This is a genomic window from Halomonas sp. BC1 (genome assembly GCF_002078135.1).
Classification (GTDB): domain Bacteria; phylum Pseudomonadota; class Gammaproteobacteria; order Pseudomonadales; family Halomonadaceae; genus Vreelandella; species Vreelandella stevensii.
The window spans coordinates 24,179-39,016 of sequence record NZ_LFGS01000007.1; the positions used below are offsets into that span (position 1 = coordinate 24,179).

Here is a 14,838-nt window from a genome sequence, read left to right on the forward strand (position 1 = left end):
CGTCACTTCTGGTTGAACAAGACATGGCCTGATAAATGCAAGGAATGCGCCAAAATGGTGAAAGCGCCGCCATAGCCCTTGTCATAGCCCCTGTCTCGGCACAGGCTCTTTGCTGGCAGGCCCCCTCCCACCAGGGAAACCAGTCGCTTTTTGCACCAAAAAAGAACATAAAAAAAGCGCGGCGCTTTAAGTACGCACCAAAAAAAGTCATGCCAAGGTCCGCGCGACACCGTGACGCAATGAGCTAACCGTATTGTGTTCAGCGCGAACCCTGTAAACTGTGCGGGCGTGGCTTGCGGGTACAGCACTCTCACGGCCAGATTCGTGTCATGCCAAGCTCGTGGCATGACATCATTTGCCCTGACAACGTTCATCAGTGTGGTAGGGATGCATCCATTTCGGTCTGCCGACTCTCTCTGGTATCGCGCAGCGCTTTATCTGGCGTTCGTCGCGATCTACCTGCTGTTTGCCGGGCCGCTGCTCTCCCAACTGCAGGCCTCCCACGCCTCAGGTCATGCCCATCACGACGAACATGCCCTGTGCCACCGCCACGCCGACCCGATACCACCCTCTTCCCACGCGCTGGAGCACTGGCACCACCAGTGTGATTACTGCGGTGTCTGGCAGCAGTCACCCTCGGCACCCAACCACCTCCCAGCCATTGGCAGCAGGGCGTTTATCGACGCGTCGCCATTGCCAAACACGTTCTCCCAACGGGCGGTGGTGTGGCTCGATTACCCCCACGCTTGCCCGCGTGCTCCCCCCTTGCAGCAGGCCAGTTAACCCCATGACTGCGCGGGGCAGGCGCACTCAGAGGGTGTTTACAAATGTCACGAGCGACGGCCAGGCAAGGCAAGGCTAAATCAGCCGAAAAAGCGGAGTTTACGAGGTGTAAATGAGCATTTTGAGGCTGATTTCAACGCCGCATGGCCTAGCGCAGTAGTTTGTAGACACCCTCTTAGCGCCTTGCCCACCTGTTACCCAGTGGCAACGCCTCCTCCGGGAGGTGTTGCTGCTCGCCGCTATGCAGCGGCTCTGGAGCACTCACATGTCGACTATTTCCGCATCTCCCCCGACGCGCAAAGCCGCGCTGGATCTGTATCGCGCCGTCTGGCGCTGGCACTTCTATGCCGGGCTGCTGGTACTGCCCTTTCTGATCACCCTCTCCCTGACAGGCGCCCTGTACTTATTCGATGACGAGCTGGACGCCCTCATCCACTCCGATCTCAAACGCGTGGCGGTTCAAGAAACCGCCCAGCCCGCCGCCGCTCAGGTCAGTGCGGCACTGCAGGAGTACCCCGGCACGGCGGTGAAATACACGTCCCCCGCCACGCCCGACAGCTCGGCAGAGATCACCGTCAACACGCTGTCAGGCGAACGCTTGGCGATCTATGTGAACCCTTATACCGCCGAGGTACTGGGCTCGCTGGACGACCGGGGCACGGTGATGTGGACCGTGCGCTACCTGCATAGCTTCAAGTTCTTCGGACAAACCCCGCGCAAGCTGATCGAGATAGCGGCGGGCTGGTCGATCCTGCTGGTCGCTACCGGCATTTACCTCTGGTGGCCGCGCCAAGGCAGCGGCGGCGTGGTGAGCGTGCGCGGCAAACCCAAAAGCCGGGTGTTCTGGCGTGATCTGCATGCGGTGCTGGGGATCTTTATCGGTGGGTTTATCGTGTTTCTGGCCATTACCGGCATGCCGTGGTCGGGCGTATGGGGTGGGCAGGTCAACCAGTGGGCCAATGGCAACAACTTCGGCTACTCCTCGGGGGTGCGGGTGGAAGTGCCCATGTCCAATGCTTACCTGAGCGAACAAGGCACCACCAGCTGGTCGCTGGAGCAGGCCCAGGTGCCGGAGTCCACCCCACCGGCGGCGCCCACGCCCCGCCTTGGGCTAAACAGCATCGTGGCCATTCTGGATGAGCTGGGGCTACAGCAGGGCTATGTCGTCAACCTGCCCACGACGGCGGCAGGCGTCTACACCGGCTCCCTCTATCCGGATGACCTGGCCCAGCAGCGGGTAATCCATCTCGATCAGTACAGCGGCGAGCCGCTGATCGACATGAGCTACGCCGATTACGGCCCCCTGGGCCGCTGGCTGGAGTTCGGCATCAACGTCCATCTGGGTCAGGAGTTTGGTCTGGCCAATCAGCTGTTCCTGCTGGCCGTCTGCCTGGCTATCATCGTGATGTGCGTGGCGGCAGGTGTGATGTGGTGGAAACGCCGCCCCTCGGGCGCCATGGGCGTACCGCCCCTGCCTGCCGACACGCGGGTGTTCCGCGGGCTCATCGCCCTGCTGGTCATCGGCGGGCTGCTGTTTCCGCTGGTAGGCGCGTCGCTGTTGGTGATGCTGGTCATCGATTGGTGCATCGTGCGGCCGTTGCAAGCCCGGCGTCTCGCTGGCGCTGGCTAGCGAGACGCCCGTTTCCAGCACCTAGTGGGTGTGGGAATGCGAGTGCGTGTGGCCATCCCCGTGGTGGCCACCTTCCGGCGATTCACCTGCCGGGAACACCTCGAGCGTGATGTCCACTGGCTCGGCATGGCGAAACTCCAGTGTCACAGGAATCGCCTGCCCTTCGACGATGGGTGACGCGAGTTCCATGAACATCAGGTGCAGACCACCCGGCGCCAGGGTGACGGTTTCACCGGCCGGAATTTCAATGCCACCAGGCAGTTGTGCCATGCGCATGACATCGCCATCCATCTCCATGGTGTGTATTTCCACCCGCTCGGTCAGCGGGCTGGAAGCACTTACCAGAGTATCGTCGGCATTGCCCTGATTGGTGATCGTCACGAAACCTCCCCCAGCCCCCGCCCCTGGCGGCGTTGCCCGACTCCATGGCTGACTGACCACCATATCCGGTGCATGCCCAGGAGCCACTTCGTGGTGTTCACCACCGTGGTGCGCCGCAAGCAGAGGGGCTTGCAGCATGATCATGGCACTCGCCAACGCGGTACCCAAGGTCAAACGGCGTATCATTGGATGAACTCCCTGTTTTCAATTGACGCATACCACACGGTTACGTCCACTGCGTTTTGCCTGATAGAGCGCCTGGTCGGCGCGCTGCATGGAATGCTGATAATCCGGGTGGCCGTCGTGCAACGTGAGTCCTACGCTCACGGTAACGCTCAGCAGCGTATCCGCCGCCGCCAGCATCGGCTCTTTGGCCACCGCCTGGCGTAGCCGCTCGGCGAACAGGCGGCTTCCGTCCGGGTCCGTATCCACCAGAATAATCAAGAACTCTTCACCGCCCATCCGAAACACGTAATCGCCGCCTCGGGTAGAGCGATCCAGAATACTGGCGACCTGCTGCAGCACGTTATCGCCCGCATCATGGCCATGGGTATCGTTGATCGACTTGAAGTGATCGATGTCCACCATGAGCAAGGCAAAACACTTCTCCGAGCGCCGAGCCAGCTCGATTTCACGGTTCAGCACCACCGACAGAAATTTACGGTTCAGCAAGCGAGTGAGGCTATCGCGACCCGCGTCCAGCCCCGAGGCACGGTCCAGAATATCGTCCAGCAGCATCAGAATCGTGCGCGCTGCATCCCGAATATGGCTCAGCGCGGCCAGGCGCAATGCGCTGTCGGCATCCGTCAACTGCGCCATCCATTGGTCGTCCACCAGATGGATATGTCGCGAAATGACGGCAACCTCCGGCGCGCCTTCGAAGGCATGGCACGCCTTGTGCAAATACCACAGGCCAAATTCGGAGCTGGCCAGGCGGGGCAAGGCGCTGGTCTCCTGCTGCGCCGCCACGGCAAACATCAGCGCATTTTCCCAGTTGAGCAGCGCCGCCCGCTGCCGTTCGCGCTCATCACCGATACTCTGGGTGAGCGAAAAAAGCTTGTAGGCTTCTTCGGTGCGCGCATGGCGATTATTGGCCACCGAATAGGCATGGCTCATGATCTCCATGGCCATGTCGATATGGTCAGAAACGTACACGGCCGCCTCGCCCGCCGACAGCGGCGCCTGGATCGAGCGATTGATCTGTTCGTAAAACACCTGCTTCAGCTGCCGGGCACCGCTCAGCACCAGGTTTACCGGAATGTCGATGCGCGCATGTATCTGGCCTATTTTCTCCTGGTGTTCTACCAGCGCCTCGAGATCCGCGTGCTCGACGGCAAACATGGCACTGAGCCAACGCTGCATGGAAGGATGCAGGCGTTTTTCGACCTGCTCGTTGGAGAGAAACAGCGAGGCATGGGGGTCATCCAGCATGACCCGGTAAAAGTGCTCGGCAAACGGCGCCCGGCGGGCATGGGCCAGCTGCTCGACGGCTTGGCGCAGTGCCACCGGCGTACGCTCCAGCAGCGTCAACCACTCAGCAGCCAGCTGATGTTTATCCTTGTAGCGCATACCCCACCCGATAACCTTTGCGGAAAGCGACCATGTTACACATAAACAAGGTGAGTCAATACGCACCCAAAGCAAGGTTTTGGGCCTTTTGGTGCGGTTTGTGGCGCTAACTTCATCGTTCACTCACCCAGAGGCAAGCGCTGCCTTGACGCGGAGACCAACCTCGAATATACCATTTGATATAGAGGCAATATATCAACAGGAGGTCCCCAATGACCGCTACCTTCTCCCAATATCAACCCACCAAAGCCGTGGCCTCCGGCTATTGGCAGCAAATTGGCCTGCCTGCCCGAGGGCGTAAGCTGCATGAGCTGCTGCATGAGGGGGTGGAGTACCGAGTATACCCAAGGCTTGCCAAGGTATCCGGTATCGAGCAGAAGGCGCTGGCGCGCTATGTGGATATCCCTTCCGCCACACTGAGCCGCCGCGCCAAGTCAGGCCGCTTCAAGATGGCGGAAAGCGACCGGCTGTATCGCTTTGCCGAGCTTTTCAAAGCGGCGCTGGATCTGTTCGAGGGGGACGCGGAGGGTGCCCGCGCCTGGCTGCTCAAACCCAATGCCGGGCTAGGCGGACGTCGCCCCGTTGAAATGAGCGCCACCTCGGCGGAGTACCAGACGGTGCTGAATCTGATCGGGCGGTTGGAGCACGGGGTCTCGGTATGAGCGAGGTCACCGCTTACCGGCTGGTGAAGCGCAAGTTTCAGGAGAGCGCGTTTGATGGCGAGGGCGCACGGCTTTACGGCGGGCGCTGGAACAGCCCAGGCAATGCCTGTGTGTACGTAGCCAGCTCAGAGTCGTTGGCACTGCTGGAAATCATGGTGCATCTGGAAAGCTATCGGCTGCTCAATGCCTATGCGCTGCTGCGACTGACGCTGCCCAATCAGAGCATTTTGAGCGTTGGAACGGAAGATTTACCCGAAAACTGGCGGGAAGCGCCAGCACCTGCGGAAACCGCCGACCTGGGCGATGGCTGGCTAGCCTCCGGCCAGAGCCTGGCGCTGGCCCTGCCCAGCGTGGTGGTGCCGAGAGAGCTTAATTACATGCTCAACCCGGCCCACCCCTTGTTCGAGCACGCCGTCGCCAGCGTCGAGGAATTGCCGTTTCAACCCGATCCGCGGCTGTAAACCGGGTGTGGATAACTCAAACCGTCAAATGCTGTTTGATCAGCTCGTTGGAGAGTTCGCTGATATCGCCTTTGGCCACCGGGCGGCCGCGGTCCATGATCACGAAGCGGTCGGCGTATTTGCGGGCGAAGGGTAGCTTCTGCTCGACCAGCAGCACCGTCAGGCCGTCCTCTTTGATGAGTTGGCGAATCACCTGACCAATCTGGGCGACGATATTGGGCTGAATGCCCTCGCCGGGCTCGTCCAGAATCAGCAGTTTCGGTTCGATGACCAGCGCGCGGCCAATGGCGAGCTGCTGCTGTTGCCCACCGGACAAATCGCCGCCACGGCGGTGTTTCATCTCCTTGAGCACCGGAAACAGCTCGTAGATGCGCTCGGGAATTTTTTTCAGCCCGTCGCCTCGGGCGGCAAGCCCTGTGCGCAGGTTCTCCTCCACCGTCAGCAGCGGGAAAATCTGCCGCCCCTGGGGCACGAAACCGATACCCAGGCGCGAGCGCGCCTCCACGGCTTTTTTGGTGAGTTCGATCTCGCCATCATTGCCCTGGTAGCGCAGCTGGCCGCTCTTCACCGCCACTTCCCCCATGATGGCTTTCATCAGGGTAGTTTTACCCACCCCGTTGCGGCCCATCACGCAGGTGCACTGCCCGGTGGGCACCTCCAGGTCCAGATCCCACAGGGTGTGGCTTTCGCCGTAAAACTGGTTCAACTTGTCGACGGTCAGCATCAGGCCATCTCCTCCTCGTCCGCGCCCAGGTACACTTCGACCACTTTCGGGTCATTGGAGACCTGATCCATGCTGCCTTCGGCCAGCACGCTGCCCTGGTGCAGCACGGTCACCTTGCGCGCAATCGAGCGTACAAAGCCCATGTCGTGCTCCACCACCACCACCGACTGTTTGCCAGCCAGCCCCGTAAGCAGCTCGGCAGTGCACTCCATCTCCTGCTCGGTCATCCCGGCCACCGGCTCGTCCACCAGCAGCAGGCGCGGGCGCTGCATCAGCAGCATGCCGATCTCCAGCCACTGCTTCTGGCCGTGGGAGAGAATCCCGGCAGGCTGGAAGCGCAGCGCGGTCAGGCCGATGGTGTCCAGCACGTCGTCGATGCGGTCGCTGATCTCGCTGGTCATGCGGGCGGTCAGCGTGGGAAAGATGCGCTTGTCGGCGGCCATGGCCAGCTCCAGGTTGTCGAACACGCTGAGCGCTTCGAACACCGTGGGCTTCTGGAACTTGCGGCCAATGCCGAGGCTGGCGATTTCCGGCTCGTTCATTTGCAGCAGGTTATGGCGGCTGCCGAACCAGACGCTGCCCTGGTTGGGGCGGGTCTTGCCGGTGATGATATCCATCATGGTGGTTTTACCGGCCCCGTTGGGGCCAATGATGCAGCGCAACTCGCCGTCGTCGATGGTCAGGTTGAGGTTATTGATGGCCTTGAAGCCATCGAAGCTCACCGTCACGTCTTCCATGTACAGAATCGGGCCGTGGCGAACGTCCACCGGCGAGGCTTCCCCCGCCATGAAGTCGAACACTCGGTCGCGTGCTTTCAGCGATTGTATCAGGCTCATGCTGCAGCCTCCGTAGGCGGTTGTTCGGCTTTGCGACGGCGCTTCACGTGGCTCAAAAGGCCCGCGACGCCCTTGGGCAGGAAGACCGTGACCAGTACGAACAGCGCGCCCAGGGCAAACAGCCAGGCATCCGGCATGACCCCGGTAAACACGGTTTTGGCGTAGTTGACCAGAATCGCCCCAATGACGGCCCCATACAGCGTGGCTCGCCCACCCAGTGCTACCCAGAGCACGATTTCGATGGAGAACAGCGGCGAGAATTCGCTGGGGTTGATGATGCCTACCTGAGGCACATAAAGCGCCCCCGCCAGGCCCGCCAGCATGGCCGAGACCACGAACACGAACAGCTGGAAGCGTTCGACCCGGTAGCCGATGAAACGCGTACGCGCTTCGGCATCGCGGGTGGCCACGCACACGCGGCCCAGCTTACTGGTGACAATGGCACGGCAGAGGATGTAGCCCAGCGCCAGCGCCACCCCAGTGGCAATGAACAGCCCCAGCCGCGTGTCGTTGCTGCGCAAGTTGAAGCCCAGCAGCTCACGGAAATCGGTGAGGCCATTGTTGCCGCCGAAGCCCATCTCGTTGCGGAAGAAAGCCAGCATCAGGGCAAACGTCAGCGCCTGGGTGATGATCGACAGATACACCCCGGTCACCCGCGAGCGGAACGCCAGGAAGCCGAACACCAGCGCCAGCAGGCCAGGGGCCAGCAGCACCATGGCAAAGGCGAACCAGGCCATATCGAAGCCCAGCCAGTACCAGGGCAGGCTGTCCCAGTTCAGAAACACCATGAAGTCGGGCAGTACCGGGTGGCCGTAGGTGCCACGGTCGCCAATCTGGCGCATCAGGTACATGCCCATGGCGTAGCCGCCAATGGCGAAGAACGCTCCGTGGCCCAGGCTCAGAATGCCCAGATAGCCCCACACCAGGTCCACCGCCACGGCCAGCAGCGCATAGCTCAGGTACTTGCCGAACAGGTTCACGGTGTAGGCGTTGACATGCAGCGGATGCCCTTGCGGCACTGCCACGTGCAGTACGGTGACCAGCACCAGGGCGGCCAGCAGCACGCCGAGAAAGAGCTGAGTGGCCCGTTCGCCGAACGGGCGGAGCAGCCAGAACCGTTGAGAAGATGATGTCATCATGATGGGTTAGCCCTCCGCAGCCCGGCCCTTCTGCGGGAAGAGTCCACGCGGGCGTTTTTGAATGAACAGGATGATGAACACCAGCACGATGATCTTGGCCAGCACGGCACCCGCCCAAGGCTCCAGCACCTGGTTGATGATACCCAGTGAAAGCCCCGCCACCAGCGTGCCCCACAGGTTACCCACGCCACCGAACACCACCACCATGAACGAGTCGATGATGTAGTTCTGGCCCAGGTTGGGGCCGACGTTGGTGAGCTGCGACAGCGCCACACCGGCCAGCCCCGCCACGCCGGAACCCAGCGCGAAGGTCATGATGTCCACCCGAGTGGCCCGGATGCCCATGGAGCGTGCCATGGCGCGGTTCTGGGTCACGGCGCGCACTTCGAGCCCCAGCCGCGTGCGGCGCATGATCAGCATCAGCCCGGCAAACACCACCAGCGCAAAGCCGAGCACGAACATGCGGTTGAGGGTCAGCGAGAGCGCATCGTTGATCACCAGCGAGCCGCTCATCCACTCGGGCGTCACCACGGTGCGGTTGAGCGGAGAGATCACCGTGCGCACCAGCTGCTGCAGAATCAGGCTGATACCGAACGTGGCCAGCAGCGTTTCCAGCGGGCGGCCCTTGAGGAACTGGATCACGCCCCGTTCGATGGCAATGCCCACCAGGGCGGCCACCATGAAGCCCGCCGGAATGGAAAGAATCAGCGCCAGCCCCGGCTGGCCCGGCAGCAGTTGCTGCATCATCCAGGTGGTATAGGCGCCCAGCATCATCAGCTCGCCGTGGGCCATGTTGATCACGCCCATGACGCCAAAGGTGATGGCCAGGCCGATGGCCGCCAGCACCAGTACCGACCCCAGGCTCAGGCCAAAGTAGAGCGTTTCGAGGCCACGATTGAGCTTGAGGTTTTGCTCGATGCTGAGGAGCGCTTCTCTGGCCGCGTCGGCGACCACCGGGTCATCGCCATTGGCCGCGCGATTGAGCGCCACACGGGCACGCGGATGCAGGCTGCCACGCAGCGCTTCCACGCCTTCCATCTGGCCCGCTTCGGTTTGATAAATGGCCAGTGCCTGCGCTAACCGGCGCTGCACCTGGCTATCCTCTTCTTCGGCAATCAGCGCTTCCAGAGGCTCGGCCAGCGTCTCGTCCACTTCGCCCAGCAGGCGCTCGGCGGAGGTACGGCGGCGTTCCACGTTGGGGGAGTAGAGGTCGACCACGGCGATGGCGCTGCGCAGCTGGTTGCGCAGGGCGTTGTTGATGCCGATACGGTTGAGGTCGCGGCGGGACATCTCGCCCAGCGGCTCGTCGGTCAAGGCATCGGCCACGGGCCAGTCACGCCCGGTGTTGTTCAACACCACGACGAAGCGACCCTCGCTGGTGCGCTGCAGGCGGCCATCGAGCAAGGCTTGCAGCCAATCCCGGGCGCGTTCGTCGTCGCTTTGCACAATGGCGTTGATGGCCTCGCCTTTGGCGCGGAAGTTCTCCACGTCCAGCGCTTCCAGCAGCGCCAGTGCCGCGTCGTCATCAGAAGGTGTGGTGGGGGTTTGTGCCTGCGACAACGTCGCCATGCTGAGCAGCAGCAGACACAACACCCCAGAAAGGAAACGCCTCATGGGGTTCTTCCTTTGGTGATCATCAATGGGGAGAGATAGCGTGCTCCCTTGCCGCGAAGGCTCGCGGCAAGGGAGGGGGGTTACTCGGCGAGTGCCGCTTCGGCTTCTTCTGCTGCGGTGCTGCCACCGCACGAGCCGTTGGCGACGTTGAAGTTGCCGCAGCGCATCGGTGCACGCCAGTCAGCAATCAGGTCGCGAGAACCCGGCAGGTAATCCGACCAGGCATCGCCTGCCACGGTGGACGGCGTTTGCCAGACGATGTCGAACTGGCCGTTGTCCTGCACTTCACCGATCAATACCGGCTTGGTGATGTGGTGGTTGGGCATCATGGCGGCATAGCCACCGGAAAGGTTAGGCACGGTCACGCCGATGATGGCATCTTTCACCGCGTCGACATCGGTGGTACCCGCCTTGCGCACCGCTTCGGCCCACATGTTGAAGCCGATGTAGTGGGCTTCCATGGGGTCGTTGGTGACCGCTTCTTCATCGCCCGTCCAGTCGATCCAGGCGTCGATGAAGTCGTAGTTGGCGTCGGTGTCCACGCTCATGAAGTAGTTCCAGGCGGCCAGGTGGCCCACCAGCGGCCCGGTATCGATACCGGACAGCTCCTGCTCACCCACCGAGAAGGCGATGACGGGAATATCCGCGGCATCGATCCCCTGGTTGGCCAGCTCACGGTAGAACGGCACGTTGGCATCGCCGTTGATGGTGGAGACCACCGCCGTGGGCTTGCCCTCTTCACCGAAGCGACGGATTTCAGAGACGATGTTCTGCCAGTCCGAATGGCCGAACGGGGTGTAGTTGACCATGATGTCTTCTTCGGCCACCCCGTGCTCATCCTTCAGGAAGGCTTCCAGAATCCGGTTGGTGGTGCGCGGATAGACGTAGTCGGTGCCGATCAGCGCGAAACGCTCGATCCCGACTTCGTTGATCAGATACTCCACCGCAGGAATGGCCTGCTGGTTGGGTGCCGCGCCGGTGTAGAAGACGTTCTCGGAAGACTCTTCCCCTTCGTACTGTACCGGGTAGAACAGCAGGCCGTTCAGCTCTTCGAACACCGGCAATACCGCCTTGCGGGATACCGAGGTCCAGTTACCGAACACCACGTCTACCTCATGCTGGGCCAGCAGCTCGCGGGCGCGCTCGGCAAACAGCGGCCAGTTGGAAGCGGGGTCGACCACCACGGCTTCCAACTGACGCCCCAACAGGCCACCGGCTTCGTTCTGCTGGTCGATGAGCATTTCGACGGTGTCTTTCAGAGTCGATTCGCTGATGGCCATGGTGCCAGAGAGGGAGTGCAGAATACCCACCTTGATTGGGTCGTTGTCCTGGGCAACGGCCTGGGCGCTGGCGCCCATGATGGCGGCGGCCAAGGCGGCCGTGGCAAAACGGCCAAGGGTACGAGGGTGTGTCTTGCGTTGCGATGTGGTCACTTGAACCTCCTTGCACCCCTTGGAAGGGGCTTGTTATAGGCGCGTAGAGCGGGCATTCGCCCGCCGTGGGCTAATCCACCTTTCACACTGCAAGGGGTGCGCCAGATTGAATCAAAGCCTATTAAGACAATGACAATCAGACAGTTAGCGATACTCAAAAAAACCCGCATTGCGCCAGACGCACTAATTCAGGGCAAGCCGAGAGGCACCATGCACAGTTGTCATGCACCAGCAAAGCGCCTTGCACCAAAGAGGGGTGCATGCACACAAAAAAGCGCCCGGGGTTCCCCCCGGGCGCTGACAACGCCAAAACTCACTCCATCACCACCACCCAACAATCGCTTATTTGGCGGCCATGGCCTTCTGCTTGCGGCGCTTTTTCAGCAGCGGCATGCCCAGCGACAGAGCCGCAATGATCAGCAGTGACAGTGAAATAGGCTTGTCGATGAAGATGGACCAGTCACCGCCGGAAATCTGCAGTGCGCGACGCATGGACTCTTCCATCAGGCTGCCCAGGATCAGCGCCAGAATCAGCGGCGCCGTGGGGAAGCCGAACAGCCGCAAGCCCAGGCCGATCAGGCCGAAGCCCAGCAGCAGCAGCAGGTCGAAGACGCTGAAGCTCATGCCGTAAACACCGATCATGCAGAAGATCAGGATCATCGAGAGCAGCAGCGGACGCGGCATATCGAGAATTTTGGCGATCAGCGGAATCAGCGGCAGGTTGAGTACCAGCAGGAAAATATTACCGATGTACATACTGGCAATGACCCCCCAGAACACGTCCGGGCGCTGCTCCAGCATCATGGGGCCAGGCGTCACGCCCATGACCAGCAGCGCACCCAGCAGCACCGCCGTGGTGCCCGAGCCAGGCACCCCCAGGGTCAGCAGCGGTACGAACGAGCCGGTACAGGCAGCGTTGTTGGCCGCTTCGGGAGCTGCCACGCCCTTGATGTTGCCCTTGCCGAAGGTGTCACCATCCTTGGCCAGGCGTTTTTCCATGCTGTAGCCCAGGAAAGAACCAATGGTGGCACCGGCCCCCGGCAGTACGCCGGTGAAGAAGCCCAGCACCGAGCTGCGGCTGACAGGACCTGCGATTTGCTTCATTTCACTACCGCTCAGCTTGAGCGAGCCAATGGCATTGCGCGGCGCTTCCTTGCCACCGCCCCCACGCAGCAGCATGTAGAACACTTCCGCCAGGGCGAAGATACCCAGCGCCACGACCAGGAAGTCGATGCCGTCGAGCAGCTGAATCGAGCCAAAGGTGTAGCGCTCGGTGCCGGTTTGCATGTCGATGCCGACGATCGAGATCATGACGCCGATCACCGCCGCAATCAGGCCCTTCACCAGCGATTTGTCCGACAGCGAGACGACCGCCGTCAGGCCCAGCACCATGAGCGCGAAATATTCGGGAGGCCCAAAGCTGACCGCCACTTTGGAAAGCAGCGGCGCCACCAGCATCAAGAAGACGATGGAGACGGTGCCGCCAATGAACGACGCGTAGGCGGCAATGGCCAGCGCCTTGCCCGCCAACCCCTGCTTGGCCATGGGGTAGCCATCGAAAGAGGTGGCGACCGTGCCCGCCACCCCCGGCGCATTGAGCAGAATAGAAGAAGTCGAGCCACCGAAAATGGCCCCGTAATACACACCCGCCATCAGAATCAGGCCTGATGCAGGCTCCATTGAGAAGGTGATCGGAATCATCAGCGCCAGGGCACTGATCGGGCCGAGGCCCGGCAACATACCGATGATGGTACCAGCAAACACACCGGCAAAGACGTAAGCGATGTTGATGGGCTCGAGCGCGATGCCAAAGCCGTACATCAAGTTGTTCAAGGCATCCATGGGCGTATCTCTCTTAAAAAACTACGGCAGGTGCGTGGGCACGGCGTATTCAGAACGGCAGGAGGCCAGTGGGCAGATACACATCCATGACGCGCGTCATGGTGATATACAGCGCCAGCACTACCCCCAGCGAAGCCGCCAGGTTGATGCCATGACGACGATACCCGTAATAGGCCGTCAGCCCGGTGCACAGCAGCGTCGACGCCAGTACGAACCCCAGCGGCACCAGCAGGAAGGCATAGGCGGCGATGGCCACGGCGGTGACCACCACACGCGCCCAGGGCGTCAACAGCAGCGGACCGTTGGTGGCCTCTTCGTCGATCTCGTCAGCGCCTGCCAGCGGTACCGGTTTTTCAAAGAAGAGCAGCCCTGCTAGCAATAACAAGGTAATTCCCAGCACTTTTGGAAACAGGTCTGAATCCACCGGGCGCGGCAGGGGAAAGGTTGGAATTTGCCAGGCCATTGCTAGATAGGCGGCAGCTAGAAGCGCCAGCACGAGGGCCAGCCACTGATTAGTGTTCAATCGAGTCATGGGGAGTCTCTCCGAAGGCGCAGGTTGCGCTTACGGTCACAGGCAGTGACCCCGGGCCTGGCTGGCCCGGGGCAGCACGGTGAAACGGGGGTTATTGAGCCAGCAAGCCCAGGTCGCTCAGGACACTGCTGAACTGCTCTTTCTGCTCATCCAGGAAGGCGCCAAACGCTTCGCTATCCTGGTAGGCATCGATCCAGCCCAACTGGTCGCGAGCCTGCTGCCAGCCATCGGTTTCGAGCATTTCGGCAAACAGGTCTTCGTAGTAGGCCACGGCTTCGGCAGGCATGTCAGGGGTGCCCATCACGCCACGCCAGATATCGAAGGTGTAGTCCACACCCTGTTCCTGGTACGTGGGCACGTCGGCCAGAGCACCGCCCAGGCGCTCAGGGGCAGATACGCCCAGCGCACGCAGTTGGCTGCCTTCGCCCAGCTGGCCCACGGACTCACCCGCGCCAGTAATGACCGCCTCGATATGGCCACCCATCAGGTTGGTCATGGCATCGCCACCCCCCGAGAAGGGGATGTAGTTCACCGAGGAAGCATCGAGACCCGCCGCAGAGGCCAGGCCAGCCACCGAGATGTGGTCCATCGAGCCTGGCGCACTGCCGCCACCCACGCTCAGACGCGGGTTCTCTTTCAGCGCATCGAACAGGTCGGTGACGGTCTGATATTCGGAATCCGCCGCTACCAGAATGATGGAGTAGTCGGTGATCAGGCGCGCCACGGGGGTGAAATCCGTGTGGTCGTAGCGCGAAGCACCTGCCAGCGGCACCAGGATGATGGGCGGACTGGTGGCGAACAGCTTGTGCGGGTTACCGCTGTCACGGGCGATCTGCGCCCATGCCACGGCACCGCCGCCGCCAGGCACGTTGATGGCCGCAAAGTTACGGTCTGCCAGCTGCTCTTCCTGCAACACGCGGGAAACGGTACGCACCAGCGTATCCCAGCCACCGCCTGGGTTGGCAGGTGCGACGAATTCGATGGAACGGCTTGGGGTCCACTCCTGGGCCTGTACGCCAGTGGTCATGGCGAGGGCTGCCAGAGGCAGAGCAAATACAGCGGCGCGCTTGAAGGAAAGCGAGATCATGGGCGTTCTCCACAGTCAATTATGTTGTTATGCGCGGTGATCGACACGCGGCAATTGTGGTTACACTGCGAACGTTAGAAGAAAGCCACCTTTCAGGACAAGCTTGTGACCATAAACGACAAATTGTTCTTTATGGTCGTTTTGT

At 61.5% G+C, this 14,838-nt stretch carries 14 protein-coding genes; 4 read left to right on the forward strand and 10 right to left on the reverse strand.

The window, feature by feature from the left end; translation table 11 throughout:
• The first annotated feature begins 345 nt into the window (after nucleotides 1-345).
• Nucleotides 346-783 carry a DUF2946 family protein gene (locus tag B7L72_RS18180; protein ID WP_139788458.1) on the forward strand — a complete coding sequence of 146 codons (438 nt, stop codon included), beginning with the start codon at nucleotides 346-348 and terminating at the stop codon, nucleotides 781-783.
• Nucleotides 784-1,048: 265 nt separating this feature from the next.
• Complete coding sequence (locus B7L72_RS06795; protein WP_139788459.1) at nucleotides 1,049-2,413, forward strand: PepSY-associated TM helix domain-containing protein; 1,365 nt, start codon at nucleotides 1,049-1,051, stop codon at nucleotides 2,411-2,413.
• 21 nt (nucleotides 2,414-2,434) lie between these two features.
• On the opposite strand, the gene B7L72_RS06800 is transcribed toward B7L72_RS06795, so the two are convergent.
• Both B7L72_RS06800 and B7L72_RS06805 read right to left on the reverse strand, forming a co-directional pair.
• On the reverse strand, nucleotides 2,435-2,980 hold the full coding sequence (locus B7L72_RS06800; RefSeq protein WP_081193388.1) for a copper chaperone PCu(A)C: 546 nt from the start codon (nucleotides 2,978-2,980) through the stop codon (nucleotides 2,435-2,437).
• Between the two features lie 18 nt (nucleotides 2,981-2,998).
• Nucleotides 2,999-4,363, reverse strand: coding sequence for a diguanylate cyclase (locus B7L72_RS06805; RefSeq protein WP_081193390.1), 1,365 nt, complete (start codon nucleotides 4,361-4,363; stop codon nucleotides 2,999-3,001).
• A 212-nt stretch (nucleotides 4,364-4,575) separates the two neighbouring features.
• Here B7L72_RS06805 and parS point away from each other — a divergent pair, with 212 nt between their 5' ends.
• Both parS and B7L72_RS06815 read left to right on the forward strand, forming a co-directional pair.
• The gene (gene parS / locus B7L72_RS06810; RefSeq protein WP_016915365.1) at nucleotides 4,576-5,025 is read left to right on the forward strand and encodes a type II RES/Xre toxin-antitoxin system antitoxin; all 450 of its coding nucleotides are present in this window, start codon (nucleotides 4,576-4,578) and stop codon (nucleotides 5,023-5,025) included.
• Complete coding sequence (locus B7L72_RS06815; protein ID WP_081193392.1) at nucleotides 5,022-5,486, forward strand: RES family NAD+ phosphorylase; 465 nt, start codon at nucleotides 5,022-5,024, stop codon at nucleotides 5,484-5,486. Before parS ends, B7L72_RS06815 begins: the two co-directional genes overlap by 4 nt.
• Nucleotides 5,487-5,502: 16 nt before the next feature.
• On the opposite strand, the gene urtE is transcribed toward B7L72_RS06815, so the two are convergent.
• The 8 genes from urtE to B7L72_RS06855 all read right to left on the reverse strand — a co-directional run bounded on the left by urtE (nucleotide 5,503) and on the right by B7L72_RS06855 (nucleotide 14,693).
• A complete protein-coding gene (gene urtE, locus B7L72_RS06820; protein ID WP_081193394.1) occupies nucleotides 5,503-6,210 on the reverse strand; it encodes an urea ABC transporter ATP-binding subunit UrtE in 708 nt (235 codons plus the stop codon).
• On the reverse strand, nucleotides 6,210-7,046 hold the full coding sequence (urtD, locus tag B7L72_RS06825; protein ID WP_081193396.1) for an urea ABC transporter ATP-binding protein UrtD: 837 nt from the start codon (nucleotides 7,044-7,046) through the stop codon (nucleotides 6,210-6,212). Before urtD ends, urtE begins: the two co-directional genes overlap by 1 nt.
• Nucleotides 7,043-8,185, reverse strand: a complete 1,143-nt coding sequence (urtC, locus tag B7L72_RS06830) for an urea ABC transporter permease subunit UrtC (protein ID WP_016915369.1) — start codon at nucleotides 8,183-8,185, stop codon at nucleotides 7,043-7,045. Before urtC ends, urtD begins: the two co-directional genes overlap by 4 nt.
• Before the next feature lie 6 nt (nucleotides 8,186-8,191).
• Nucleotides 8,192-9,799 carry an urea ABC transporter permease subunit UrtB gene (gene urtB, locus B7L72_RS06835; RefSeq protein WP_081193398.1) on the reverse strand — a complete coding sequence of 536 codons (1,608 nt, stop codon included), beginning with the start codon at nucleotides 9,797-9,799 and terminating at the stop codon, nucleotides 8,192-8,194.
• Nucleotides 9,800-9,879: 80 nt separating this feature from the next.
• Nucleotides 9,880-11,232, reverse strand: a complete 1,353-nt coding sequence (gene urtA, locus B7L72_RS06840) for an urea ABC transporter substrate-binding protein (RefSeq protein WP_081135922.1) — start codon at nucleotides 11,230-11,232, stop codon at nucleotides 9,880-9,882.
• A 342-nt stretch (nucleotides 11,233-11,574) separates the two neighbouring features.
• Nucleotides 11,575-13,074: a tripartite tricarboxylate transporter permease gene (locus B7L72_RS06845; protein WP_081135920.1), complete on the reverse strand. Its 1,500-nt coding sequence runs from the start codon at nucleotides 13,072-13,074 to the stop codon at nucleotides 11,575-11,577.
• 49 nt (nucleotides 13,075-13,123) lie between these two features.
• A complete protein-coding gene (locus B7L72_RS06850; RefSeq protein ID WP_016915373.1) occupies nucleotides 13,124-13,606 on the reverse strand; it encodes a tripartite tricarboxylate transporter TctB family protein in 483 nt (160 codons plus the stop codon).
• 91 nt (nucleotides 13,607-13,697) lie between these two features.
• Nucleotides 13,698-14,693, reverse strand: a complete 996-nt coding sequence (locus tag B7L72_RS06855) for a Bug family tripartite tricarboxylate transporter substrate binding protein (RefSeq protein ID WP_081193400.1) — start codon at nucleotides 14,691-14,693, stop codon at nucleotides 13,698-13,700.
• Between the last annotated feature and the right edge of the window lie 145 nt (nucleotides 14,694-14,838).

Excerpts from the sequence above, each read along its gene's own strand:
- B7L72_RS18180 (WP_139788458.1), top strand. The coding sequence starts at position 346 with ATGACATCATTTGCCCTGACAACGTTCATCAGTGTGGTAGGGATGCAT.
- B7L72_RS06795 (WP_139788459.1), top strand. The coding sequence starts at position 1,049 with ATGTCGACTATTTCCGCATCTCCCCCGACGCGCAAAGCCGCGCTGGAT.
- B7L72_RS06800 (WP_081193388.1), bottom strand. The coding sequence starts at position 2,980 with ATGATACGCCGTTTGACCTTGGGTACCGCGTTGGCGAGTGCCATGATC.
- B7L72_RS06805 (WP_081193390.1), bottom strand. The coding sequence starts at position 4,363 with ATGCGCTACAAGGATAAACATCAGCTGGCTGCTGAGTGGTTGACGCTG.
- parS (WP_016915365.1), top strand. The coding sequence starts at position 4,576 with ATGACCGCTACCTTCTCCCAATATCAACCCACCAAAGCCGTGGCCTCC.
- B7L72_RS06815 (WP_081193392.1), top strand. The coding sequence starts at position 5,022 with ATGAGCGAGGTCACCGCTTACCGGCTGGTGAAGCGCAAGTTTCAGGAG.
- urtE (WP_081193394.1), bottom strand. The coding sequence starts at position 6,210 with ATGCTGACCGTCGACAAGTTGAACCAGTTTTACGGCGAAAGCCACACC.
- urtD (WP_081193396.1), bottom strand. The coding sequence starts at position 7,046 with ATGAGCCTGATACAATCGCTGAAAGCACGCGACCGAGTGTTCGACTTC.
- urtC (WP_016915369.1), bottom strand. The coding sequence starts at position 8,185 with ATGATGACATCATCTTCTCAACGGTTCTGGCTGCTCCGCCCGTTCGGC.
- urtB (WP_081193398.1), bottom strand. The coding sequence starts at position 9,799 with ATGAGGCGTTTCCTTTCTGGGGTGTTGTGTCTGCTGCTGCTCAGCATG.
- B7L72_RS06845 (WP_081135920.1), bottom strand. The coding sequence starts at position 13,074 with ATGGATGCCTTGAACAACTTGATGTACGGCTTTGGCATCGCGCTCGAG.
- B7L72_RS06850 (WP_016915373.1), bottom strand. The coding sequence starts at position 13,606 with ATGACTCGATTGAACACTAATCAGTGGCTGGCCCTCGTGCTGGCGCTT.
- B7L72_RS06855 (WP_081193400.1), bottom strand. The coding sequence starts at position 14,693 with ATGATCTCGCTTTCCTTCAAGCGCGCCGCTGTATTTGCTCTGCCTCTG.